The organism is Neisseria gonorrhoeae, from assembly GCF_013030075.1.
Classification (GTDB): domain Bacteria; phylum Pseudomonadota; class Gammaproteobacteria; order Burkholderiales; family Neisseriaceae; genus Neisseria; species Neisseria gonorrhoeae.
In genome coordinates this window covers 1,410,292-1,428,443 of the sequence record NZ_AP023069.1, presented here as the reverse complement: position 1 = coordinate 1,428,443, position 18,152 = coordinate 1,410,292, and the positions used below count along the sequence as shown (strand labels likewise).

Here is an 18,152-nt window from a genome sequence, read left to right as displayed (position 1 = left end):
CCGGGTTGATCCGGGCGGCCGTGGGAAATCACTTACCGTTTGATTTATTTGAAATTTAAGGCCTAATTTGCCTTAGGTGGCATCAGATGCCTTATCGCGGCAGGTTGACGGCAGGTGCTTGGTTTCGATTTTGCCTTTGCCGCCGTTGTCGGTGCCGGCTTTGGCGGCGGTGTCGTCGCGCTTAACCGGCTGTCCGCAGAACCATTTTACCGAACCGTTTTCACGCCTGCCCCACAGGGAGAGTCTTTTGCCTTGGATTTCTTTGTTTACGCCGCTTGGATTCATTTGGGCGGTGACGACGCCGTTGTTGACTTCAACTTTCTGAACATATTTGCCTTTGATGTCGGTGGGGGTGGATGCCACGCCGGCAGAAGCGTTGTCTTTCGGCCATTCGCCGTTATTCAGGTAATACTCGGTAACGGCTGATTTTTGACCTTCGGCCAAAAGGATGGCTTCGGAAACTTGCGCGCAGGCGGGAATCCAGCCCCGTCGGTACGGAAACTTATCGGGTAAAACGGTTTCTTCAGATTTTACGTCCTAGATTCCCGCCCGCGCGGGAATGACGGCATCTGTTTGACGGCATTTGTTTGGAAAAGGGGGCGTTATCCGCAATTTCTGATGTTCAGCTCGTGAAATGCGTCGGGCAAATCATCGCTGTCGGCAAATTCCACCCATTCGTAAGCCGTTTCGTCTGCCAAAACTGCGCGCAAAAGGGCGTTGTTGACGGCGTGTCCCGATTTGTAGCCTTCAAACGCGCCGACAATCGGATGTCCGACGATATACAAATCGCCGATGGCGTCGAGGATTTTGTGGCGCACAAACTCATCGGGATAGCGCAAGCCTTCAGGATTCAGGACATCCGTGTCGCCAATCACGATGGCGTTGTTCAAATTGCCGCCTAAGCCGAGATTGTGGGCGCGCATCATTTCCACTTCGTGCATAAAGCCGAAAGTGCGCGCGCGCGCGATTTCGCCGATGTAGGATTTGCCGGCGAAATCAATTTCAAACGTAGGCGGGCTGCGGTTGAAAACAGGATGGTCGAATTCGATGGTCAGCGTTACCTTAAAACCGTCATACGGCGTAAATCGGACCCATTTGCCCGCTTCTTTGATTTCGACGGGTTTGAGGATTTTCAAAAAACGCTTTTGCGCCTTTTGGTCTACAACGCCCGCATCTTGCAGGAGGTAAATAAACGGCAGGCTGGAGCCGTCCATAATCGGGATTTCGGGCGCGTTCAACTCAATCAGCGCATTGTCGATGCCGTAGGCGGACAGTGCGGACATGATGTGTTCGATGGTGCCGACGCGCAGGCCTTTGTCGGTAACGATGGTGGATGAAAGGCGGGTATCGTTGATCAAATAAGGGTTCAGCTTGATTTGTTCGCCCATCTCGCCGTCCAAATCGGTGCGGCGGAAGGAAATCCCGCTGTTTTCAGGCGCGGGGTGCAGGGTCAGCGCGACGCGTTCGCCCGAATGCAGCCCGACTCCGGTAACGCCGATGGATTTCGCCAAAGTTCTTTGCAGCATAAACCGCTTCCTTATCAATGGGGTAAGTTTCGGAATAATACGATAAAACCGGAAAAACAGGCTATGTTTTTCAATAGTATTTGCCAATGTATCCGTTTCCAACACGTAAGCCGCATGAAAATGTATGGCGGATTAACGAAAATCAGGACAAGGCGGCGGGCCGCAGGCAGTACGGATAGTACGAAAAGGCGAGGCAACGCCGTACTGGTTTAAATTTAATTCACTATACATCCCGTCATTCCCGCGCGGGCGGGAATCTAGAATCCCGGACTTTCAGATAATCTTTGAATATTGCTGTTGTTCTAAGGTCCGGATTCCCGCCTGCGCGGGAATGACGAATCCATCCGTACGGAAACCTGCACCACGTCATTCCCACAAAAGTGGGAATCCAGGACGTAAAATCTCAAGAAACCTTTTTTCCCGATAAGTTTCCGCACCGACCGGCCTAGATTCCCGCGCGGGCGGGAGTCCGGACCGCTTGTTCGGCAAATGAGTGGGCGGGTTGCGCGCCTGTCAGATAAAAACCGTGTTTAAACGGGTGGCAATGAGGCACATGCAGGGCCTTGAAGCGCAATCGATATATTATTTCCACCGGAACGGACGACCCCGCCCGCCTTGCAAACCCTTAAAAGACAAGCCGCCCGGGTTGATCCGGGCGGCCGTGGAAAATCACTTACCGGCAGATGACGTATCGCGGCAGGTTGACGGCAGGTGCTTGGTGTCGATTTTGTCGTTGCCGCCGGCGTCGTCGGTAACGTCGTCGGCGTCGGCGTTGTCGCGCTTAACCGGCTGTCCGCAGAACCATTTTACCGAACCGTTTTCACGCTTGGCCCACAGGGAGAGTTTTTTGTTTTTGATTTCTTTGTTTACGCCGTCTGATTTCATTGTGGCGGTAACGACGCCGTTTTTAACTTCAACCTCTTTAACATATTTGCCTTTGATGTCGGTGGGGGAGGATGCCACGCCGGCAGAGTCGTTGTTTTCCGGCCATTTGCCGTTATTCAGGTAATATTCGGTAACGGCTGATTTTTGACCTTCGGCCAAAAGGATGGCTTCGGAAACTTGCGCGCGGGCGGGAATCCGGACCTTAGAACAACAGCAATATTCAAAGATTATCTGAAAGTCCGAGATTCCAGATTCCCGCTTTCGCGGGAATGACGAAAAGTGGCGGGAATGACGGTTCGGGCATTCCTTCTTGTCCTGATTTTTGTTAATCCGCTATACTTTTGTATGACCATCTGACTTTACCACTCACTATGTTTTACCAAATCCTTGCCCTGATTATCTGGAGCAGCTCGTTTATTGCCGCCAAATATGTTTATGGCGGCATCGATCCCGCATTGATGGTCGGCGTGCGCCTGCTGATTGCCGCGCTGCCTGCACTGCCCGCCTGCCGCCGTCATGTCGGCAAGATTCCGCGTGAGGAATGGAAGCCGTTGCTGATTGTGTCGTTCGTCAACTATGTGCTGACCCTGCTGCTTCAGTTTGTCGGGTTGAAATACACTTCCGCCGCCAGCGCATCGGTCATTGTCGGACTCGAGCCGCTGCTGATGGTGTTTGTCGGACACTTTTTCTTCAACGACAAAGCGCGTGCCTACCACTGGATATGCGGCGCGGCGGCATTTGCCGGTGTCGCGCTGCTGATGGCGGGCGGTGCGGAAGAGGGCGGCGAAGTCGGCTGGTTCGGCTGCCTGCTGGTGTTGTTGGCGGGCGCGGGCTTTTGTGCCGCTATGCGTCCGACGCAAAGGCTGATTGCCCGCATCGGCGCACCGGCATTCACATCTGTTTCCATTGCCGCCGCATCGTTGATGTGCCTGCCGTTTTCGCTTGCTTTGGCGCAAAGTTATACCGTGGACTGGAGCGTCGGGATGGTATTGTCGCTGTTGTATTTGGGTTTGGGGTGCGGCTGGTACGCCTATTGGCTGTGGAACAAGGGGATGAGCCGTGTTCCTGCCAACGCGTCGGGACTGTTGATTTCGCTCGAACCCGTCGTCGGCGTGCTGTTGGCGGTTTTGATTTTGGGCGAACATTTATCGCCCGTGTCCGCCTTGGGCGTGTTTGTCGTCATCGCCGCCACTTTCGCCGCCGGCCGGCTGTCGCGCAGGGACGCGCAAAACGGCAATGCCGTCTGAAGCGGTTTCGGGCGGCATATCCTTCGGTTTTGCCCCGCCGTCCGATATGTTAAACTTGCGCCCGTACCGACCGTCGTTTGCGACGGTTTCTTTATTTGATTTGAACGGAAAAACCATGTCTCCGACCCTTCCTCCGATGAGCGGAAAACTGATGGCGGTTTTGATGGCGGTACTGGTCGCGCTGATGCCGTTTTCCACCGATGCCTACCTGCCCGCGATTCCCGAAATGGCGCAGCCGCTGAACGCGGATATCCACCGTATCGAATAGAGTCTGAGTTTGTTTATGTTCGGCACGGCGTTCGGGCAAGTGGCCGGCGGCGCGGTGTCCGACATCAAAGGGCGCAAACCCGTCGCCCTGACCGGTTTGATTGTATATTGCCTTGCCGTTGCCGCCATCGTATTTGCTTCGAGTACCGAACAGCTCCTTAACCTGCGTGCGGTACAGGCGTTCGGCGCAGGCATGGCTGTAGTCATCGTCGGTGCGATGGTGCGCGATTATTATTCCGGACGCAAAGCCGCGCAGATGTTTGCCCTTATCGGCATCATTCTGATGGTTGTGCCGCTGGCCGGACCCATGGTCGGCGCATTGTTGCAGGGATTGGGCGGATGGCGGGCGATTTTCGTTTTCTTGGCGGCGTATTCGCCGGTGCTGCCCGGTTTGGTACAGTATTTCCTGCCCAATCCCGCCGTCGGCGGCAAAATCGGCAGGGATGTGTTCGGGCTGGTGGCGGGGCGGTTCAAGCGCGTATTGAAAACCCGTGCCGCGATGGGTTATCTGTTTTTTCAGGCATTCAGCTTCGGTTCGATGTTCGCCTTTCTGACCGAATCTTCCTTCGTGTACCGGCAGCTCTACCACGTTACGCCGCACCGGTACGCATGGGTGTTTGCACTCAACATCATCACGATGATGTTTTTCAGCCGCGTTACCGCGTGGCGGCTTAAAACCGGCGCGCATCCGCAAAGCATCCTGCTGCGGGGGATTGTCGTCCAATTTGCCGCCAACCCGTCCCAACTCGCCGCCGTGCTGTTTTTCGGGTTGCCCCCGTTTTGGCTGCCGGTTGCGTGCGTGATGTTTTCCGTCGGTACGCAGGGCCTGGTCGGTGCGGACACGCAGGCATGCTTTATGTCTTATTTCAAAGAAGAGGGCGGCAGCGCGAACGCCGTGTCGGGTGTATTCCGGTCCTTAATCGGCGCGGGCGTGGGCATGGCGGCAACCGTCCTGCACGACGGTTCGGCAACTGTGATGGCGGCAACTATGGCGGCCCTACCTCTTGCGGCATCGCGCTTCTGTGGCTCTGCTCGCACAAGGCGTGGAAGGAAAACGAAAAAAAGCGAATACTTGTAAACCGATGCCGTCCGAAACCGCTTCAGACGGCATTTGATGTTAGAATGCACGGCAAATTACCGTTCAGGCGAAATTATGTCCCAAACTATCGACGAACTCCTCATCCCGCACCGCAACGCCATCGACACCATCGATGCCGAAATTCTGCGCCTGCTCAACGAACGCGCGCAACATGCCCACGCCATCGGCGAGCTGAAAGGCACGGGCGCGGTGTACCGCCCCGAACGCGAGGTTGCCGTGTTGCGCCGCATTCAGGATTTGAACAAAGGCCCGCTGCCCGACGAATCGGTAGCACGCCTGTTTCGGGAAGTGATGAGCGAGTGCCTCGCCGTCGAACGTCCGCTGACCATCGCCTATCTGGGGCCGCAGGGCACGTTTACCCAACAGGCGGCAATCAAGCATTTCGGACACGCCGCGCATACAATGGCGTGTCCGACCATAGACGACTGCTTCAAACAGGTTGAAACCCGTCAGGCGGATTATCTGGTCGCGCCCGTGGAAAACTCGACCGAAGGCTCGGTCGGGCGCACATTGGATTTGCTTGCCGTTACCGCGTTGCAGGCGTGCGGCGAAGTCGTTTTGCGCATCCACCACAACCTGTTGCGCAAAAACAACGGCAGCACCGAGGGTATCGCCAAAGTATTTTCGCACGCGCAGGCGTTGGCGCAGTGCAACGACTGGTTGGGCAGGCGTCTGCCCAATGCCGAACGGATTGCCGTGTCCAGCAATGCCGAAGCCGCAAGGCTGGTTGCCGAATCGGACGACGGTACGGTTGCCGCCATCGCCGGACGCACGGCGGCGGAAATTTACGGACTCGATATGGTTGCCGAGTGCATCGAAGACGAACCGAACAACACCACGCGCTTTCTGGTCATGGGACATCACGAAACCGGTGCAAGCGGCAGCGACAAAACCTCGCTGGCCGTTTCCGCGCCCAACCGCGCCGGCGCGGTTGCCTCGCTGCTGCAACCGCTGACCGAATCGGGTATTTCCATGACCAAGTTTGAGAGCCGTCCGAGCAAATCCGTTTTGTGGGAATACCTGTTCTTCATCGACATCGAAGGACACCGCCGGGACGCGCAGATTCAGACGGCATTGGAACGCTTGGGCGAACGCGCTTCGTTTGTCAAAGCCATCGGTTCGTATCCGACTGCCGTTTTGTAGTCGCGGCAGCGTTCAGACGGCATTTCCACAACGATTATGTCCGAATACCGAGTCAACCACGAACCCGTTTTTATGCTGGCATCTTCGCCTTGGCGCGAAAGCAGCCTGCGGGTTGAAGCATTCAGCCGCCGTTACGGGCGTGTGGCTTTGCTGGCGCGCAGCGCGCGCAAACGGCAGAGCGAGCTGCGCGGCGTATTGGTTCCGTTCGTCCCTGCCAGCGTGTCGTGGTACGGCAGTCAGGAACTCAAAACCCTGCACCGCGCCGAATGGATGGGCGGATGGCGGCAGCCGCAGGGCAGGGCGTTGTTCAGCGGTCTGTATGTGAACGAGCTGGTGTTGAAACTGACCGCGCGCGAAGACCCGATGTCCGAACTGTACGACGCGTTGGCAAAAGTGATGGAGGCAGTGTGCCGTGAAGCCAACCATATTGCCGATTTGCGCCGCTTCGAATGGAAGCTGCTCAATGCCTTGGGCGTTGCCCCCGATTTGCACGCCGACGGCACGGGCGGCGATATTTTGGCGGACAAAACCTACCGGCTGATGCCCGAAGAGGCGGTCATGCCCGTATGCCGGGACACAGGCGCGCTTTCGCACGAAGCCGGCGCAATTGTCGAAGGGCAGAGCCTGATCGATTTGCGCGAAGGCAGTTTCCGCACCGCCGAAAGCCTGCAACAGGCATTGAAAATCACACGGCTGCTAATCGGCACGCTGCTTCCCGAAGGCTTGAAATCGCGGCAGGTGTTGGAACAGATAAGGCAGTTCGACCGCAATACCGCGTAGCTGCGCCCGCACCATGCCGTCAAACAGGAAAACGAAGAGAAAAGGAAACATTATGCTTCTGGGTGTCAACATCGACCACATCGCCACCGTCCGCAACGCGCGCGGCACGACTTATCCCAGCCCCGTGGAGGCGGCACTGGTTGCCGAAACGCACGGTGCAGACCTGATTACCATGCACCTGCGCGAAGACCGCCGCCACATCAAAGACGCGGATGTATTTGCCGTCAAAAACGCCATCCGCACGCGCCTGAACCTTGAAATGGCGTTGACGGAAGAAATGCTCGAAAACGCGCTTAAAGTGATGCCGGAAGACGTGTGCATCGTGCCTGAAAAACGGCAGGAAATCACGACCGAAGGCGGTTTGGACGTATTGGCGCAACAGGAAAAAATCGCCGAATTCGCCAAAATCCTGACCGACGCGGGCATACGCGTGTCCTTGTTTATCGATGCCGACGACAGGCAAATCCAAGCCGCCCGTGATGTCGGCGCGCCCGTTGTCGAGCTGCACACCGGCGCATATGCCGACGCACAAAGCCACGCCGAACAAATCAGGCAGTTCGAGCGCATCCAAAACGGCGCGCATTTCGCCGGCGATTTGGGCTTGGTCGTCAACGCCGGACACGGACTGACCATACACAACGTTACCCCCGTCGCCCAAATCCTCGCCATCCGCGAACTGAACATCGGGCATTCGCTGATTGCCCAAGCCCTCTTCCTCGGACTTCCCGAAGCCGTGCGCCAGATGAAGGAGGCGATGTTCAGGGCAAGGCTGCTGCCGTAAGGGCAGGCAAACCGTTTCAGACGGCATTTCACGAAAAAGGAGCGCAAATATGATTTACGGCATCGGTACAGACATCGTTTCCCTCAAGCGCATCATCCGCTTAAACAAAAAATTCGGACAGGCGTTTGCAGGGCGCATACTCACTCCCGAAGAGCTGCTTGAATTTCCGCAGGCGGGCAAACCCGTCAACTACCTTGCCAAACGCTTTGCCGCCAAAGAAGCCTTCGCCAAAGCCGTCGGCACGGGCATACGAGGCGCGGTTTCCTTCTGCAACATCGGCATCGGGCACGACGCATTGGGCAAGCCCGAATTTTTCTACGGCCCCGCCCTGTCCGAATGGCTGGAAGAACAAGGCATCAGCCGCGTCAGCCTGAGTATGGCGGACGAAGGCGATACCGTGTTGGCGTTTGCCGTTGCCGAAAAATAATGCCGTCTGAAATTCGGCAAACCCGTTGACGGCATTGCCCTTCCCTCATTTGCATTCCGACCGACCAACCGCATACCCGCCATGATCCAAGATACCCGCCCCCTTATCCGCGTCGTTGCCGGCATCCTGCTCGATTCAGACGGCAATTACCTGCTCGGCTCGCGCCCCGAAGGCAAGCCCTATGCCGGATATTGGGAATTTGCCGGCGGCAAGGTCGAGGCGGGCGAAACCGACTTCCAAGCCCTGCAACGCGAGTTTGGAGAAGAACTCGGCATCCGCATCCTCGCCGCCACGCCTTGGCTGACCAAAATCCATTCCTACGAACACGCCCGCGTCTGCCTGAAATTCTTATGGGTAAACCCCGATCAATGGGAGGGCGGACCGCAATCGCGCGAAGGGCAGGAATGGTCTTGGCAGAAGGCGGGTGATTTTACCGTTGCCCCCATGCTGCCTGCCAACGGTGCGCTTTTGCGTTCGCTGTCCGTCCCGCGCCGTTTGTACGGCAGCCTGAAAACAGGTTTGTACGGCGAAAACAGTATGGGCGCGTACCGCGTCCTGCCTTTGGGTTCGGCAGGGGGAAGCGGTGCGAACGTTTTGATGGAGGCGGCACAATGGCAGGACAGGTCCGAACACGCCGGCAGCGTGTGGATGATGGTGCAGGCCCGCGAACAATGGCGGCAGGCGCAGGAAAAGGGCGCGGATGTGGCCGTGTGGCGCGTGTGCGATGATGTTCAGGCACAAGAGGCGGCAGAAGCCCTGCGGCAGGGCGTATCCGTGCCGCTCGTACTTGCAGCAAACGGACAGACGGTTGCACGTTATGGAAAACTATGGCTCGGATTGGGGGCGCACGCGGTGGTAAGGGATGAAACAATAGGGAAGAATCATGAATAAAAACCGCAAATTACTGCTTGCCGCACTGCTGCTGACTGCCTTTGCCGCCTTCAAGCTCGTTTTGTTGCAATGGTGGCAGGCGCAGCAGCCGCAAGCCGTGGCGGCGCAATGCGATTTGACCGAGGGTTGCACGCTGCCGGACGGAAGCCGTGTCCGCGCCGCCGCCGTTTCAACCAAAAAACCGTTTGATATTTATATCGAACACGCGCCCGCCGGCACGGAACAGGTCAGCATCAGCTTCAGTATGAAAAATATGGATATGGGTTTCAACCGCTATATGTTCGAGCGGCAACCGTCGGGGAATTGGCAGGCAGCACGCATCCGCCTGCCCGTCTGTGTCGAAGGCAGGCGCGATTTTACGGCGGACATTACAATCGGCAGCCGGACATTTCAGACGGCATTTACCGCCGAATAAACCTTTCAATCCGCCATTGCCGGAACATCCGTCCGGAAAGGACACGCTATGAATACTTTATATACACTTTTCGCCACCTGCCCGCGCGGCTTGGAAACCGTTTTATCTCAAGAACTCGGAAGCCTCGGCTGTACCGATGTCCAAGCGTTTGACGGCGGCGTTTCCTGCCGGGGCGGATTGGAACAGGCCTACGCCGCCAACCTGCACTCGCGTACCGCCGGCCGCATCCTGCTGCGCCTGACCAAAGGCACATACCGAACCGAGCGCGACATCTACAAACTTGCCAAAAACATCAACTGGTTCAACTGGTTTACCTTGCAGCAGACGTTCAAAGTCAAAATCGAGGCAAAACGCGCCAACGTCAAAAGCCTCCAATTTGCCGGCCTGACCGTCAAAGATGCCGTCTGCGACGCTTTCCGCGACATTTACGACGCACGTCCGAGCGTGGACAAAGCCGCGCCCGATGTCCGCATCCACGCCTTTTTGGACGAACGCAATGTCGAAATCTTCATCGACACTTCGGGCGAAGCCCTGTTCAAACGCGGCTACCGCCTGGATACCGGCGAAGCCCCGCTGCGCGAAAACCTTGCCGCCGGGCTGCTGCTCTCGGCAGGCTACGACGGCACGCAGCCGTTTCAAGACCCGTTTTGCGGCAGCGGCACGATTGCTATCGAAGCCGCTTGGATTGCCGCCGGCCGCGCGCCGGGTATGATGCGCCGCTTCGGTTTTGAAAAACTGCAAAATTTCGATAAAACGCTGTGGGCGGATTTGCGCCGCCGCGCCGAAGCGCAAACCCGCCCCGTCCGCGCCCCGATTGCAGGCAGCGACAACGGCCGCCGCATCGTTCAGACGGCATTGGACAACGCACACAATGCCGGAGCGGACGACATCGTTTCCTTCAGCGTTGCCGGCGCGCAGTCCGTCCGTCCGAACGGCGAAAACGGCATCATGGTGTCCAATCCGCCCTACGGCGTGCGCCTTGAGGAAGTCCGCGCTTTGCAGGCACTTTATCCGCAGTTGGGGACGTGGTTGAAAAAACACTATGCCGGCTGGCGGGTCGGCATGTTTACCGGCGACAGGGAAATGCCCAAATTCATGCGCCTGCTGCCCAAGCGGAAAATCCCGCTTTATAACGGCAACATCGACTGCCGCCTGTTCCTGATCGATATGGTGCAGGGATCGAACCGTTGAGGAAAGTGTACAAAAATGCCGTCTGAAAAATGTTCAGACGGCTTTTTAAATGGAGAAATTTCGGAAAATATCCACATCAGGCTGGGGACCGTACTTATTTACGGTATTTTCGTATGCCGAAATAAAATATTTCTTGAATAAACCGTAATCGCCGGTTTCGTAATAGGCTACGACAGCCTCGGCATAGGCGGGATAACTGTCGGGGGAGAATACGCAAGGAAAAAAACCGGAGCGCATCAGCGACAAGGTCATACAGTTTCTGGCAGTACGTTTATTGCAGTCCTTAAAATATCGGAGATACGCCAAATTATTATGGAGATAAACGGCGCGGTCGAAAGGATTTTCTATTTTGGGGGCTTCTTGAAGCAACCATTTCAATTCCGTATCCAAACTTTGCGGGTTGGATAAAGGGGTGTAGTCTGTCCCGCTTATAGTAACGCTGTCGCGGCGGACTACGCCGCCGGAGCCTTTTTCCAGTAAGTTTTCCGAAATCAGGCTGTGGGTGGTTTTTAAGAAATCCAACCAGTCAAACGGCTTGGGGCTGTCCAAACCGGACAGCAGGTGCCGGTAACTTTCCCTCAGGTTGATTAACATTACGGCATCCGAATATAACTTCCCGCCTGCGGTTTGCCCGAGTTTAAGCAATGCCTGCGTATCGTATTGATTATAAGTGTTTCCTTCCAATTTGGCAGGACTGTACACAAAATCGATACCGATTTCTTCAATATTACGCACGGAGTCCGTTAAAACAGATAAAGGAAGCCGATCGGACAATTCGGTCAGGTATTCTTGTTCGCCGGCTGTAAAAATGGGGCGGATATTTAAAAAATCCCGTTGGTATCTCAATTTATCCATACCTTTCATCATAAAAACGCGGTTTGGGGCGGAAGTAGGTTTATGCCTGCCTTCATCCGACAACTATATTTTGAAACACCGCCTTTTCAATCAACCCCGCTTCAATACGGATGTATTGATGTAGCGTTGGACACCCGAGGCAATGGATTGGGCGCACTGCCGACGGAAGGATTCGCTGCCCAGCAGCTTCTCTTCGGCAGGATTGGACAGGAAGGCGGTTTCGACCAGGATAGACGGCATATCGGGTGCGCGCAATACGGCGAAATTGGCTTCGTCCACCCTGCCTTTGTGCAGATGGTTGAGCCTGCCCAATTCTTCAAGCACCAGTTTGCCGAGTTTGCGGCTGTCGCGCAGTGTGGCGGTTTGCGTCATGTCGAGCAGGGCGGTATCGACATTGCGGTTGCCGCTGGTCGGTACGCCGCCGACCGCGTCGGCATTATTTTGGGTTTGTTCCAAGAATTTGGCGGCAGAGCTGGTCGCGCCTTTGGTGTTCAGCATATAAACCCCCGTTCCGCGCGCGGAGGGGCTGGTGAAAGCGTCGGCGTGGATGGAGACGAATACGTCCGCCCGCCGTGCGCGCCCTTTGGCGACACGCACGCCCAATGGGATGAACACGTCTTCGTTGCGCGTCATAAAGACGTTGTAACCCAAGGCTTCCAATTGTTTTTTGGTTTCGCGGGCGATGGAGAGGACGACGTGTTTTTCCTGCAAACCGCCCGGGCTGACGGCGCCGGGGTCTTCACCGCCGTGTCCCGGATCGAGCATGATGACGGGTCTGCGCCCGTTTTTGCCTCGCCCGGGTCGGGGCGTGGTGTTTTGGGCGGGGTCGGCTTCCGGAGAGCCGCGCAGGGTTTTGTTCAGGCTGCCGTTGAGCAGCGCCATCATCGGATCGTCGGCATCCATCCCGTGCGGATAGAGGTCGACGACGAGGCGGTCCTTAAAGCCGCCGACGGGCGGAAGCGCGAAGACTTGTGCGTGGGTGGGCTGTTTCAGGTCGATGACGAGGCGGACGGTGGTCGGCGTGTTCTGACCCGCGCGTATGCTGCGGATAAAGGGGTCGTCCGCCATAACTTTTTGGGAAAGCCCGTGCAATACGGTATTGATGTTTGCGTTTTGTATATCGACGACCAACCTGCCCGGGTTGTCGAGCGCGAAGTGCTGGTATTTGAGCGCGGCGGTGCTTTCCAGCGTCAGGCGGGTGTAGGTGTGCGACGGCCATATCCGTGCGGCGGTAAACTGCGGGGCGCGTACCGTTTTGGCAACGGCGGATGCGATGGGGCTCAGGGCGAACAGTGTGTCGGCGGTGCGGCGGATGATTTGTCTTCGTGTCAGTTTGGTCATAGCGGCAGGCTTTCGCGTCCTCGTTCGGTATGGGCGGTCAGCAGGCATTTTCTGCCGCCGCCGCCGTGTGTCAATGTTGCGGTGATGTCGGCAGGCGGGGTAAATTCGCCTCCCTGTTGCGGCCATTCGATCAGGCAGACGCTGTTTGCGGCAAACAGCTCGTCAAGCCCCGCGTCTTCCCATTCTTCGGGGAACGAGAAGCGGTAGAGGTCGAAATGGTGCAGGGCGAAGCGTTCCAGCGGATAAGATTCGACGATGGCGTAGGTCGGGCTTTTGACTGCGCCCTGGTGACCCAATCCGCGCAGGATGCCGCGCGTCAGCGTGGTTTTGCCCGCACCCAAATCCCCTTCGAGGTAAATGACCAGCGGTGCGTTTAAACGGGAAGACCACGCCGCGCCCAAATCGAGTGTGGCGGCTTCGTCGGCAAGGAATCGGGAAACGGGGGAAAAATCAGACATAGGGGCTTTACAACTTTTATGTGGCGGATCGGAGGGCAGGCGGTCGGAAAACCGTGCGCCCGGCGGCGGCATTGCCGTACATTATAACAGCCAAATACGCATCCTGCTTTCAGACGGCATGGCTGTCAAGAAAAAGCGGCGCGTGTACAATATGCGGATTGTATGTTTAGGACGGATTGGAAAAAGGATGGAAAATATCGGCAGGCAGCGGCCCATCGGCGTTTTTGACTCGGGAATCGGCGGTTTGACCAATGTGCGCGCGCTGATGGAACGGCTGCCGATGGAGAACATCATTTATTTCGGCGACACGGCGCGCGTGCCTTACGGGACGAAATCTAAGGCGACCATCGAAAATTTCTCGATGCAGATTGTCGATTTTTTATTGGGACACGATGTCAAGGCGATGGTTATCGCGTGCAACACGATTGCGGCGGTTGCGGGGCGGAAAATCCGTCAAAAGACGGGCAATATGCCCGTTTTGGACGTGATTTCCGCCGGCGCCAAAGCCGCGCTGGCAACGACGCGCAACAATAAAATCGGCATCATCGCCACCAATACGACAGTCAACAGCAATGCTTATGCGCGCGCCATCCACAGGGACAACCCCGACACGCTCGTCCGCACGCAGGCCGCGCCGCTGCTCGTCCCTTTGGTGGAGGAAGGTTGGTTGGAACACGAAGTTACCCGCCTGACCGTATGCGAATACCTCAAACCACTGCTTGCAGACGGCATCGATACGCTGGTGTTGGGCTGCACGCACTTTCCCTTGCTCAAGCCCTTAATCGGCAGGGAGGCGCACAATGTCGCGCTGGTCGATTCCGCGATTACGACGGCCGAAGAAACCGCACGCGTCCTTGCACAGGAAGGATTGCTCGATACCGGCAACAACAATCCCGACTACCGTTTTTACGTCAGCGATATTCCTTTGAAATTCAGAACCATCGGCGAGCGTTTTCTGGGCAGGACGATGGAGCAGATTGAAATGGTGTCTTTGGGTTAAAACGATAACGGAAAGCTGCCCGAGATTACAGAGACCTAAAATCCCGTCATTCCCGCGAAAGTGGGAATCTAGACCTGTCGGTGCGGAAACTTGTCGGATAAAACGGTTTCTTTAGATTTTACGTTCTAGATTCCCGCTTTCGCGGGAATGACGGGATGCAGGTTTCTGTGCGGATGTATTCGGATTCCCTCCTGCGCGGGAATGACGGGATTTTTAAATGTCCGAATGCCGCAAATGCCGCCTGAAAGGCTTCAGACGGCATTTTTTACACAATTCCCACCGTTTCCCATCATCCCCGACAATACCGTAATCTTGAAATCCGTCATTCCCGCGCAGGCGGGAATCCGGACCGTTCGGTTTCGGTTTTTTTTTGGCTGTGTTTTAACGATGTGTTGATATTTAATTTTAGAAAGGTAGCTATTTAATAGTTACCTTTTCTTATTTAAAAATAGCTTTCTCAAATTCCATTAACGCCTCAATACGATATGCAGAGGCTCTATCGAAATTAAGTTTCAACATTTTGTTTATTAAACATTTTATTTTAGCCATTTTTCAATATACCCCCCAAATATACCCCTAATTTGCACAAGTCAAAATTTTAGGCAGGGGTTTTGTTGCTCCCATGATACGCGGGCGGATGCCGGCTTTTCGCGGGGAAAATACAAGGGGTACCGGTTCGGGTGTCAAAATCCCTGTTTCGTGTTAGTCATGTAGGGATGAAGAGGGGGTTAGAATGAAGTAAAGCTGTTGCCCTCTCCCCGCAATAGTTCCATTAGGCGCGGATGAATGAATAGTTTGTCCCTGCCGATGGCGATTTCTTGCAGCACACCTATGCCTGAAAGCTCTTTCAGGTACTTAGAGGCCGTCTGCCGTTTGGCTATCCCTGCCGCTTCTAGGTTGGCAATGCGTGTATATGGCTGCTCAAACAGAAGATTTACCAGTTCGTGCGTGTAGATTCCTTGTGCGTGTGTCCGTATGTGTTGACGTGTCTGCTCGAACAGGCAGCGTATCGCATCTATTTTCGATACCGTCCAATCGGCGGTGTCGGCTACGCCGTCTAAGATGTAGATTATCCAGCTTTCCCAATCCTGCCGTTCGGTTACGCCTAAAAGCAGGCGGTAATAGTCCGCCCTGTTTTCGATGATGTAGCGGCTCAAATACAAAATAGGCAAATCCAAAAGCCCTTTTTCAATCAATAGCAGGCTGTTCAATATGCGTCCCGTCCGCCCGTTGCCGTCCGTAAACGGGTGGATGGCTTCAAATTGGTAATGTGCCGCCGCCATGATGACAAGCGGGTCTAAATCGCCGCTTTCGTGAATAAACCGCTCCCAATTTGCCAGCTTGCCGCGTATGGTTTCTTCTCCTTCGGGCGGGGTATAGACAACATTTCCGCTGTTACCTCCTTTTAGGGCTGTGCCGCCTGTTTTGCGGATGGCCGTTTCGTAGGGGTGTTTGATGGCGTTGCAGACCATGATGGCGGTTTGTGTGCATAAAGGGCGGCTCGCCAGTGATTCATAGCCTGCAAACAGGGCGGTGCGGTATTGCAGGGCTTCTTTCGTGGCAGGGTCTTGCCGTTCCGTATCCATTTGCAGGGATTGAAACAGCTTGTCCGTGGTGGTTACGATGTTTTCAATTTCCGAACTTGCACGGGCTTCCATAACAGGAAGGGTGTTAATCAGCATGGCTTGATTCGGTATCAATTCTGCCGCCTGCTTTAAACGGGCAAGGGATGCACGGGCGGCTATACAACGTTTCAGGATGGTTTTGCTTTCAATATCCTGTTTTGGCGGCAGGGGTGGTAAATCGTTATAGGGAATATCGGGTTTCCAGTTGCTCATGTTTAAAATTTCGGAAAATTTAAAGATGTTTCCAGTATATGTTTACGCCGTGTATATATCAAGGATATATGTTTAAAAATTTGGCTTTTGTAAATATATGGGCGGTAAAACCGCCCGCAAAAGTCAATTTGCATGGGGTTAATTCAAAATCCGCCCTTCATCTGCCCGCTCCCCTAAAAAAACCGTATATATATAACTGTCCGCATTCTATCGCTCCGGCGACGATACCCATATTTCCAAGTTTGTGTATCAAAATTGTATATCGGGCATAGACTATTTCGGCGAGGACGAAGATATAGATTTCCACGATTGAATACATGGAGGCCAAGTACGTCTATCAACACTATATTAAAACACAGCTTTTTTTTGAGGTTTCGGGTAACTTTTAAACCGTCATTCCCGTGAAAACAGAAAATTAAAAACAGAAACCTCAAATCCCGTCATTCCCGCGCAGGCGGGAATCCGGACCTTCAATGCTAAGGCAATTTATCGGGAATGACTGAAACTCAAAAAACTAGATTCCCACTTTCGCGGGAATGACGGAATGTAGGTTCGTGGGAATGACGGGATGCAGGTTTCCGTATGGATGGATTCGTCATTCCCGCGCAGGCGGGAATCCGAACCTGTCGGAACAGAAACTTATCGGATAAAACGGTTTCTTGAGATTTGACGTTCTAGATTCCCACTTTCGTGGGAATGACGATTCAGATATTCCTAATAGCAAGCCGCCGGTGGGCATCATAGTCCTCTCTCCCCGTGGGAGAGAGTTAGAGAGAGGGCAGCAAGCCGTATTAGTTTGCATAAACCTTAACCCCAACAGCCGCACCGTCCTCTCTCCCTGCGGGAGAGAGTTAGAGAGAGGGCAACAAGCCGCAAGGTTTGTATTTTAGAAGACTAAGGGAGTTTGGGAAAGATTGCCGCAACTCGGAGAATGCCCTCTCCCCGGCCCTCCCCCACGGGGGAGGGAGCGGATTGCGGCAGATTTTGCGGTTGCAGGCGGTTTGAAAAGCAACTTGGATTTACCGTTGATTTCAGGTCGTATGAAAAATAAAAAACAGCCTGCACAAGCCGTATTAGTTTGCATAAACCTTAACCCCAACAGCCGCACCGTCCTCTCTCCCTGCGGGAGAGAGTTAGAGAGAGGGCAGTAAGCCGCAAGGCTTGTGTTTTAGAAGACTAAGGGATTTGGGAGAGGTTGCCGCAACTTGGAAAGTGCCCTCTCCCCGGCCCTCCCCCGCGCAGGGGAGGGAGCGGATTGCGGCAGATTTTGCGGTTGCAGGCGGTTTGAAAAGCAACTTGGATTTACCGTTGATTTCAGGTCGTATGAAAAATAAAAAACAGCCTGCACAAGCTGATTAGTTTACAGAAACCTTAACCCCAACAGCCACCCCGTCCTCTCTCCCTGCGGGAGAGAGTTAGAGAGAGGGCAACAAGCCGCAAGGTTTGTATTTTAGAAGACTAAGGGAGTTTGGGAAAGATTGCCGCAACTCGGAGAATGCCCTCTCCCCGGCCCTCCCCCACGGGGGAGGGAGCGGATTGCGGCAGATTTTGCGGTTGCAGGCGGTTTTAAAAGCAACTTGGATTTACCGTTGATTTCAGGTCGTATGAAAAATAAAAAACAGCCTGCACAAGCCGTATTAGTTTGCATAAACCTTAACCCCAACAGCCACCCCGTCCTCTCTCCCTGCGGGAGAGAGTTAGAGAGAGGGCAACAAGCCGCAAGGTTTGTATTTTAGAAGACTAAGGGAGTTTGGGAAAGATTGCCGCAACTTGGAGAATGCCCTCTCCCCGGCCCTCCCCCACGGGGGAGGGAGCGGATTGCGGCAGGTTTTGCGGTTGCAGGCGGTTTGAAAAACAGATTGGATTTACAACCGTTGATGCAGGTCGTCTGAAAAATAAAAAGCAGCCTGCACAACCTGTTTTCCTTGCAGCAAACCTCAACCCCAACAGCCGACCCGTCCTCTCTCCCTGTGGGAGAAAGCTAGAGAGAGGGCAGTAAGCCGCAAGG

General features: G+C 54.9%; 14 protein-coding genes and 4 pseudogenes. 11 read left to right on the top strand and 7 right to left on the bottom strand.

The genetic code is table 11. The annotated features are described in order from the left end of the window. Positions 1–72 precede the first annotated feature (72 nt). The 3 genes and pseudogenes from HT085_RS07410 to HT085_RS07395 form a co-directional block, all read right to left on the bottom strand. Positions 73–474 (bottom strand): annotated as a pseudogene (locus tag HT085_RS07410) (pilin); the annotation flags it as partial. Between the two features lie 128 nt (positions 475–602). Next, entirely contained in the window at positions 603–1,526 is a 924-nt protein-coding gene (gene lpxC / locus HT085_RS07405) for a UDP-3-O-acyl-N-acetylglucosamine deacetylase (protein ID WP_003687007.1), read from the bottom strand. A gap of 669 nt (positions 1,527–2,195) precedes the next feature. After that, positions 2,196–2,600, bottom strand: a pseudogene (locus HT085_RS07395) (pilin); the annotation flags it as partial. A 182-nt stretch (positions 2,601–2,782) separates the two neighbouring features. Between HT085_RS07395 and HT085_RS07390 the strand changes: the two are divergent. The 9 genes and pseudogenes from HT085_RS07390 to HT085_RS07345 all read left to right on the top strand — a co-directional run bounded on the left by HT085_RS07390 (position 2,783) and on the right by HT085_RS07345 (position 10,652). After that, a complete protein-coding gene (locus HT085_RS07390) occupies positions 2,783–3,658 on the top strand; it encodes a DMT family transporter (protein WP_003689397.1) in 876 nt (291 codons plus the stop codon). A 115-nt stretch (positions 3,659–3,773) separates the two neighbouring features. Next, positions 3,774–4,999 (top strand): annotated as a pseudogene (locus HT085_RS07380) (multidrug effflux MFS transporter); the annotation flags it as partial. A gap of 40 nt (positions 5,000–5,039) precedes the next feature. Continuing rightward, positions 5,040–6,167 (top strand): prephenate dehydratase, encoded by a 1,128-nt coding sequence (gene pheA, locus HT085_RS07375; RefSeq protein WP_003689394.1) that lies wholly within the window; start codon positions 5,040–5,042, stop codon positions 6,165–6,167. A 36-nt stretch (positions 6,168–6,203) separates the two neighbouring features. Continuing rightward, the gene (gene recO / locus HT085_RS07370; protein ID WP_003695555.1) at positions 6,204–6,947 is read left to right on the top strand and encodes a DNA repair protein RecO; all 744 of its coding nucleotides are present in this window, start codon (positions 6,204–6,206) and stop codon (positions 6,945–6,947) included. Between the two features lie 52 nt (positions 6,948–6,999). After that, complete coding sequence (pdxJ, locus tag HT085_RS07365; protein WP_003695556.1) at positions 7,000–7,728, top strand: pyridoxine 5'-phosphate synthase; 729 nt, start codon at positions 7,000–7,002, stop codon at positions 7,726–7,728. Positions 7,729–7,777: 49 nt separating this feature from the next. Then, the gene (gene acpS, locus HT085_RS07360; protein WP_003695557.1) at positions 7,778–8,155 is read left to right on the top strand and encodes a holo-ACP synthase; all 378 of its coding nucleotides are present in this window, start codon (positions 7,778–7,780) and stop codon (positions 8,153–8,155) included. A gap of 81 nt (positions 8,156–8,236) precedes the next feature. After that, the gene (locus tag HT085_RS07355) at positions 8,237–9,046 is read left to right on the top strand and encodes an NUDIX domain-containing protein (RefSeq protein WP_004465706.1); all 810 of its coding nucleotides are present in this window, start codon (positions 8,237–8,239) and stop codon (positions 9,044–9,046) included. Further along, positions 9,039–9,461: a hypothetical protein gene (locus HT085_RS07350; protein WP_003693592.1), complete on the top strand. Its 423-nt coding sequence runs from the start codon at positions 9,039–9,041 to the stop codon at positions 9,459–9,461. The genes HT085_RS07355 and HT085_RS07350 overlap by 8 nt, the downstream gene beginning before the upstream one ends. 48 nt (positions 9,462–9,509) lie before the next feature. Then, on the top strand, positions 9,510–10,652 hold the full coding sequence (locus HT085_RS07345) for a THUMP domain-containing class I SAM-dependent RNA methyltransferase (protein WP_004465704.1): 1,143 nt from the start codon (positions 9,510–9,512) through the stop codon (positions 10,650–10,652). A gap of 45 nt (positions 10,653–10,697) precedes the next feature. Here the strand turns inward: HT085_RS07345 and HT085_RS07340 are convergent, their stop codons facing one another. From HT085_RS07340 to tsaE, 3 genes are all read right to left on the bottom strand, one after another. Beyond that, a complete protein-coding gene (locus tag HT085_RS07340) occupies positions 10,698–11,516 on the bottom strand; it encodes a Fic family protein (RefSeq protein WP_025455823.1) in 819 nt (272 codons plus the stop codon). 81 nt (positions 11,517–11,597) lie between these two features. Continuing rightward, positions 11,598–12,848: an N-acetylmuramoyl-L-alanine amidase gene (locus HT085_RS07335; protein ID WP_014580324.1), complete on the bottom strand. Its 1,251-nt coding sequence runs from the start codon at positions 12,846–12,848 to the stop codon at positions 11,598–11,600. Then, complete coding sequence (gene tsaE / locus HT085_RS07330; protein WP_003703029.1) at positions 12,845–13,306, bottom strand: tRNA (adenosine(37)-N6)-threonylcarbamoyltransferase complex ATPase subunit type 1 TsaE; 462 nt, start codon at positions 13,304–13,306, stop codon at positions 12,845–12,847. Before tsaE ends, HT085_RS07335 begins: the two co-directional genes overlap by 4 nt. A gap of 187 nt (positions 13,307–13,493) precedes the next feature. On the opposite strand from tsaE, the gene murI reads away from it, so the two are divergent. Beyond that, positions 13,494–14,306, top strand: coding sequence for a glutamate racemase (gene murI / locus HT085_RS07325; protein WP_003689383.1), 813 nt, complete (start codon positions 13,494–13,496; stop codon positions 14,304–14,306). Positions 14,307–15,034: 728 nt separating this feature from the next. Here the strand turns inward: murI and fic are convergent. Next, positions 15,035–16,144, bottom strand: a complete 1,110-nt coding sequence (fic, locus tag HT085_RS07320; protein WP_003689382.1) for a protein adenylyltransferase Fic — start codon at positions 16,142–16,144, stop codon at positions 15,035–15,037. 196 nt (positions 16,145–16,340) lie between these two features. Here fic and HT085_RS12285 point away from each other — a divergent pair. Then, positions 16,341–16,457: pseudogene (locus HT085_RS12285) on the top strand (Fic family protein); the annotation flags it as partial. Positions 16,458–18,152: the final 1,695 nt, after the last annotated feature.

Excerpts from the sequence above, each read along its gene's own strand:
- HT085_RS07345 (WP_004465704.1), top strand. The coding sequence starts at position 9,510 with ATGAATACTTTATATACACTTTTCGCCACCTGCCCGCGCGGCTTGGAA.
- HT085_RS07350 (WP_003693592.1), top strand. The coding sequence starts at position 9,039 with ATGAATAAAAACCGCAAATTACTGCTTGCCGCACTGCTGCTGACTGCC.
- HT085_RS07390 (WP_003689397.1), top strand. The coding sequence starts at position 2,783 with ATGTTTTACCAAATCCTTGCCCTGATTATCTGGAGCAGCTCGTTTATT.
- pheA (WP_003689394.1), top strand. The coding sequence starts at position 5,040 with ATGTTAGAATGCACGGCAAATTACCGTTCAGGCGAAATTATGTCCCAA.
- recO (WP_003695555.1), top strand. The coding sequence starts at position 6,204 with ATGTCCGAATACCGAGTCAACCACGAACCCGTTTTTATGCTGGCATCT.
- HT085_RS07355 (WP_004465706.1), top strand. The coding sequence starts at position 8,237 with ATGATCCAAGATACCCGCCCCCTTATCCGCGTCGTTGCCGGCATCCTG.
- HT085_RS07335 (WP_014580324.1), bottom strand. The coding sequence starts at position 12,848 with ATGACCAAACTGACACGAAGACAAATCATCCGCCGCACCGCCGACACA.
- acpS (WP_003695557.1), top strand. The coding sequence starts at position 7,778 with ATGATTTACGGCATCGGTACAGACATCGTTTCCCTCAAGCGCATCATC.
- tsaE (WP_003703029.1), bottom strand. The coding sequence starts at position 13,306 with ATGTCTGATTTTTCCCCCGTTTCCCGATTCCTTGCCGACGAAGCCGCC.
- pdxJ (WP_003695556.1), top strand. The coding sequence starts at position 7,000 with ATGCTTCTGGGTGTCAACATCGACCACATCGCCACCGTCCGCAACGCG.
- fic (WP_003689382.1), bottom strand. The coding sequence starts at position 16,144 with ATGAGCAACTGGAAACCCGATATTCCCTATAACGATTTACCACCCCTG.
- lpxC (WP_003687007.1), bottom strand. The coding sequence starts at position 1,526 with ATGCTGCAAAGAACTTTGGCGAAATCCATCGGCGTTACCGGAGTCGGG.
- HT085_RS07340 (WP_025455823.1), bottom strand. The coding sequence starts at position 11,516 with ATGAAAGGTATGGATAAATTGAGATACCAACGGGATTTTTTAAATATC.
- murI (WP_003689383.1), top strand. The coding sequence starts at position 13,494 with ATGGAAAATATCGGCAGGCAGCGGCCCATCGGCGTTTTTGACTCGGGA.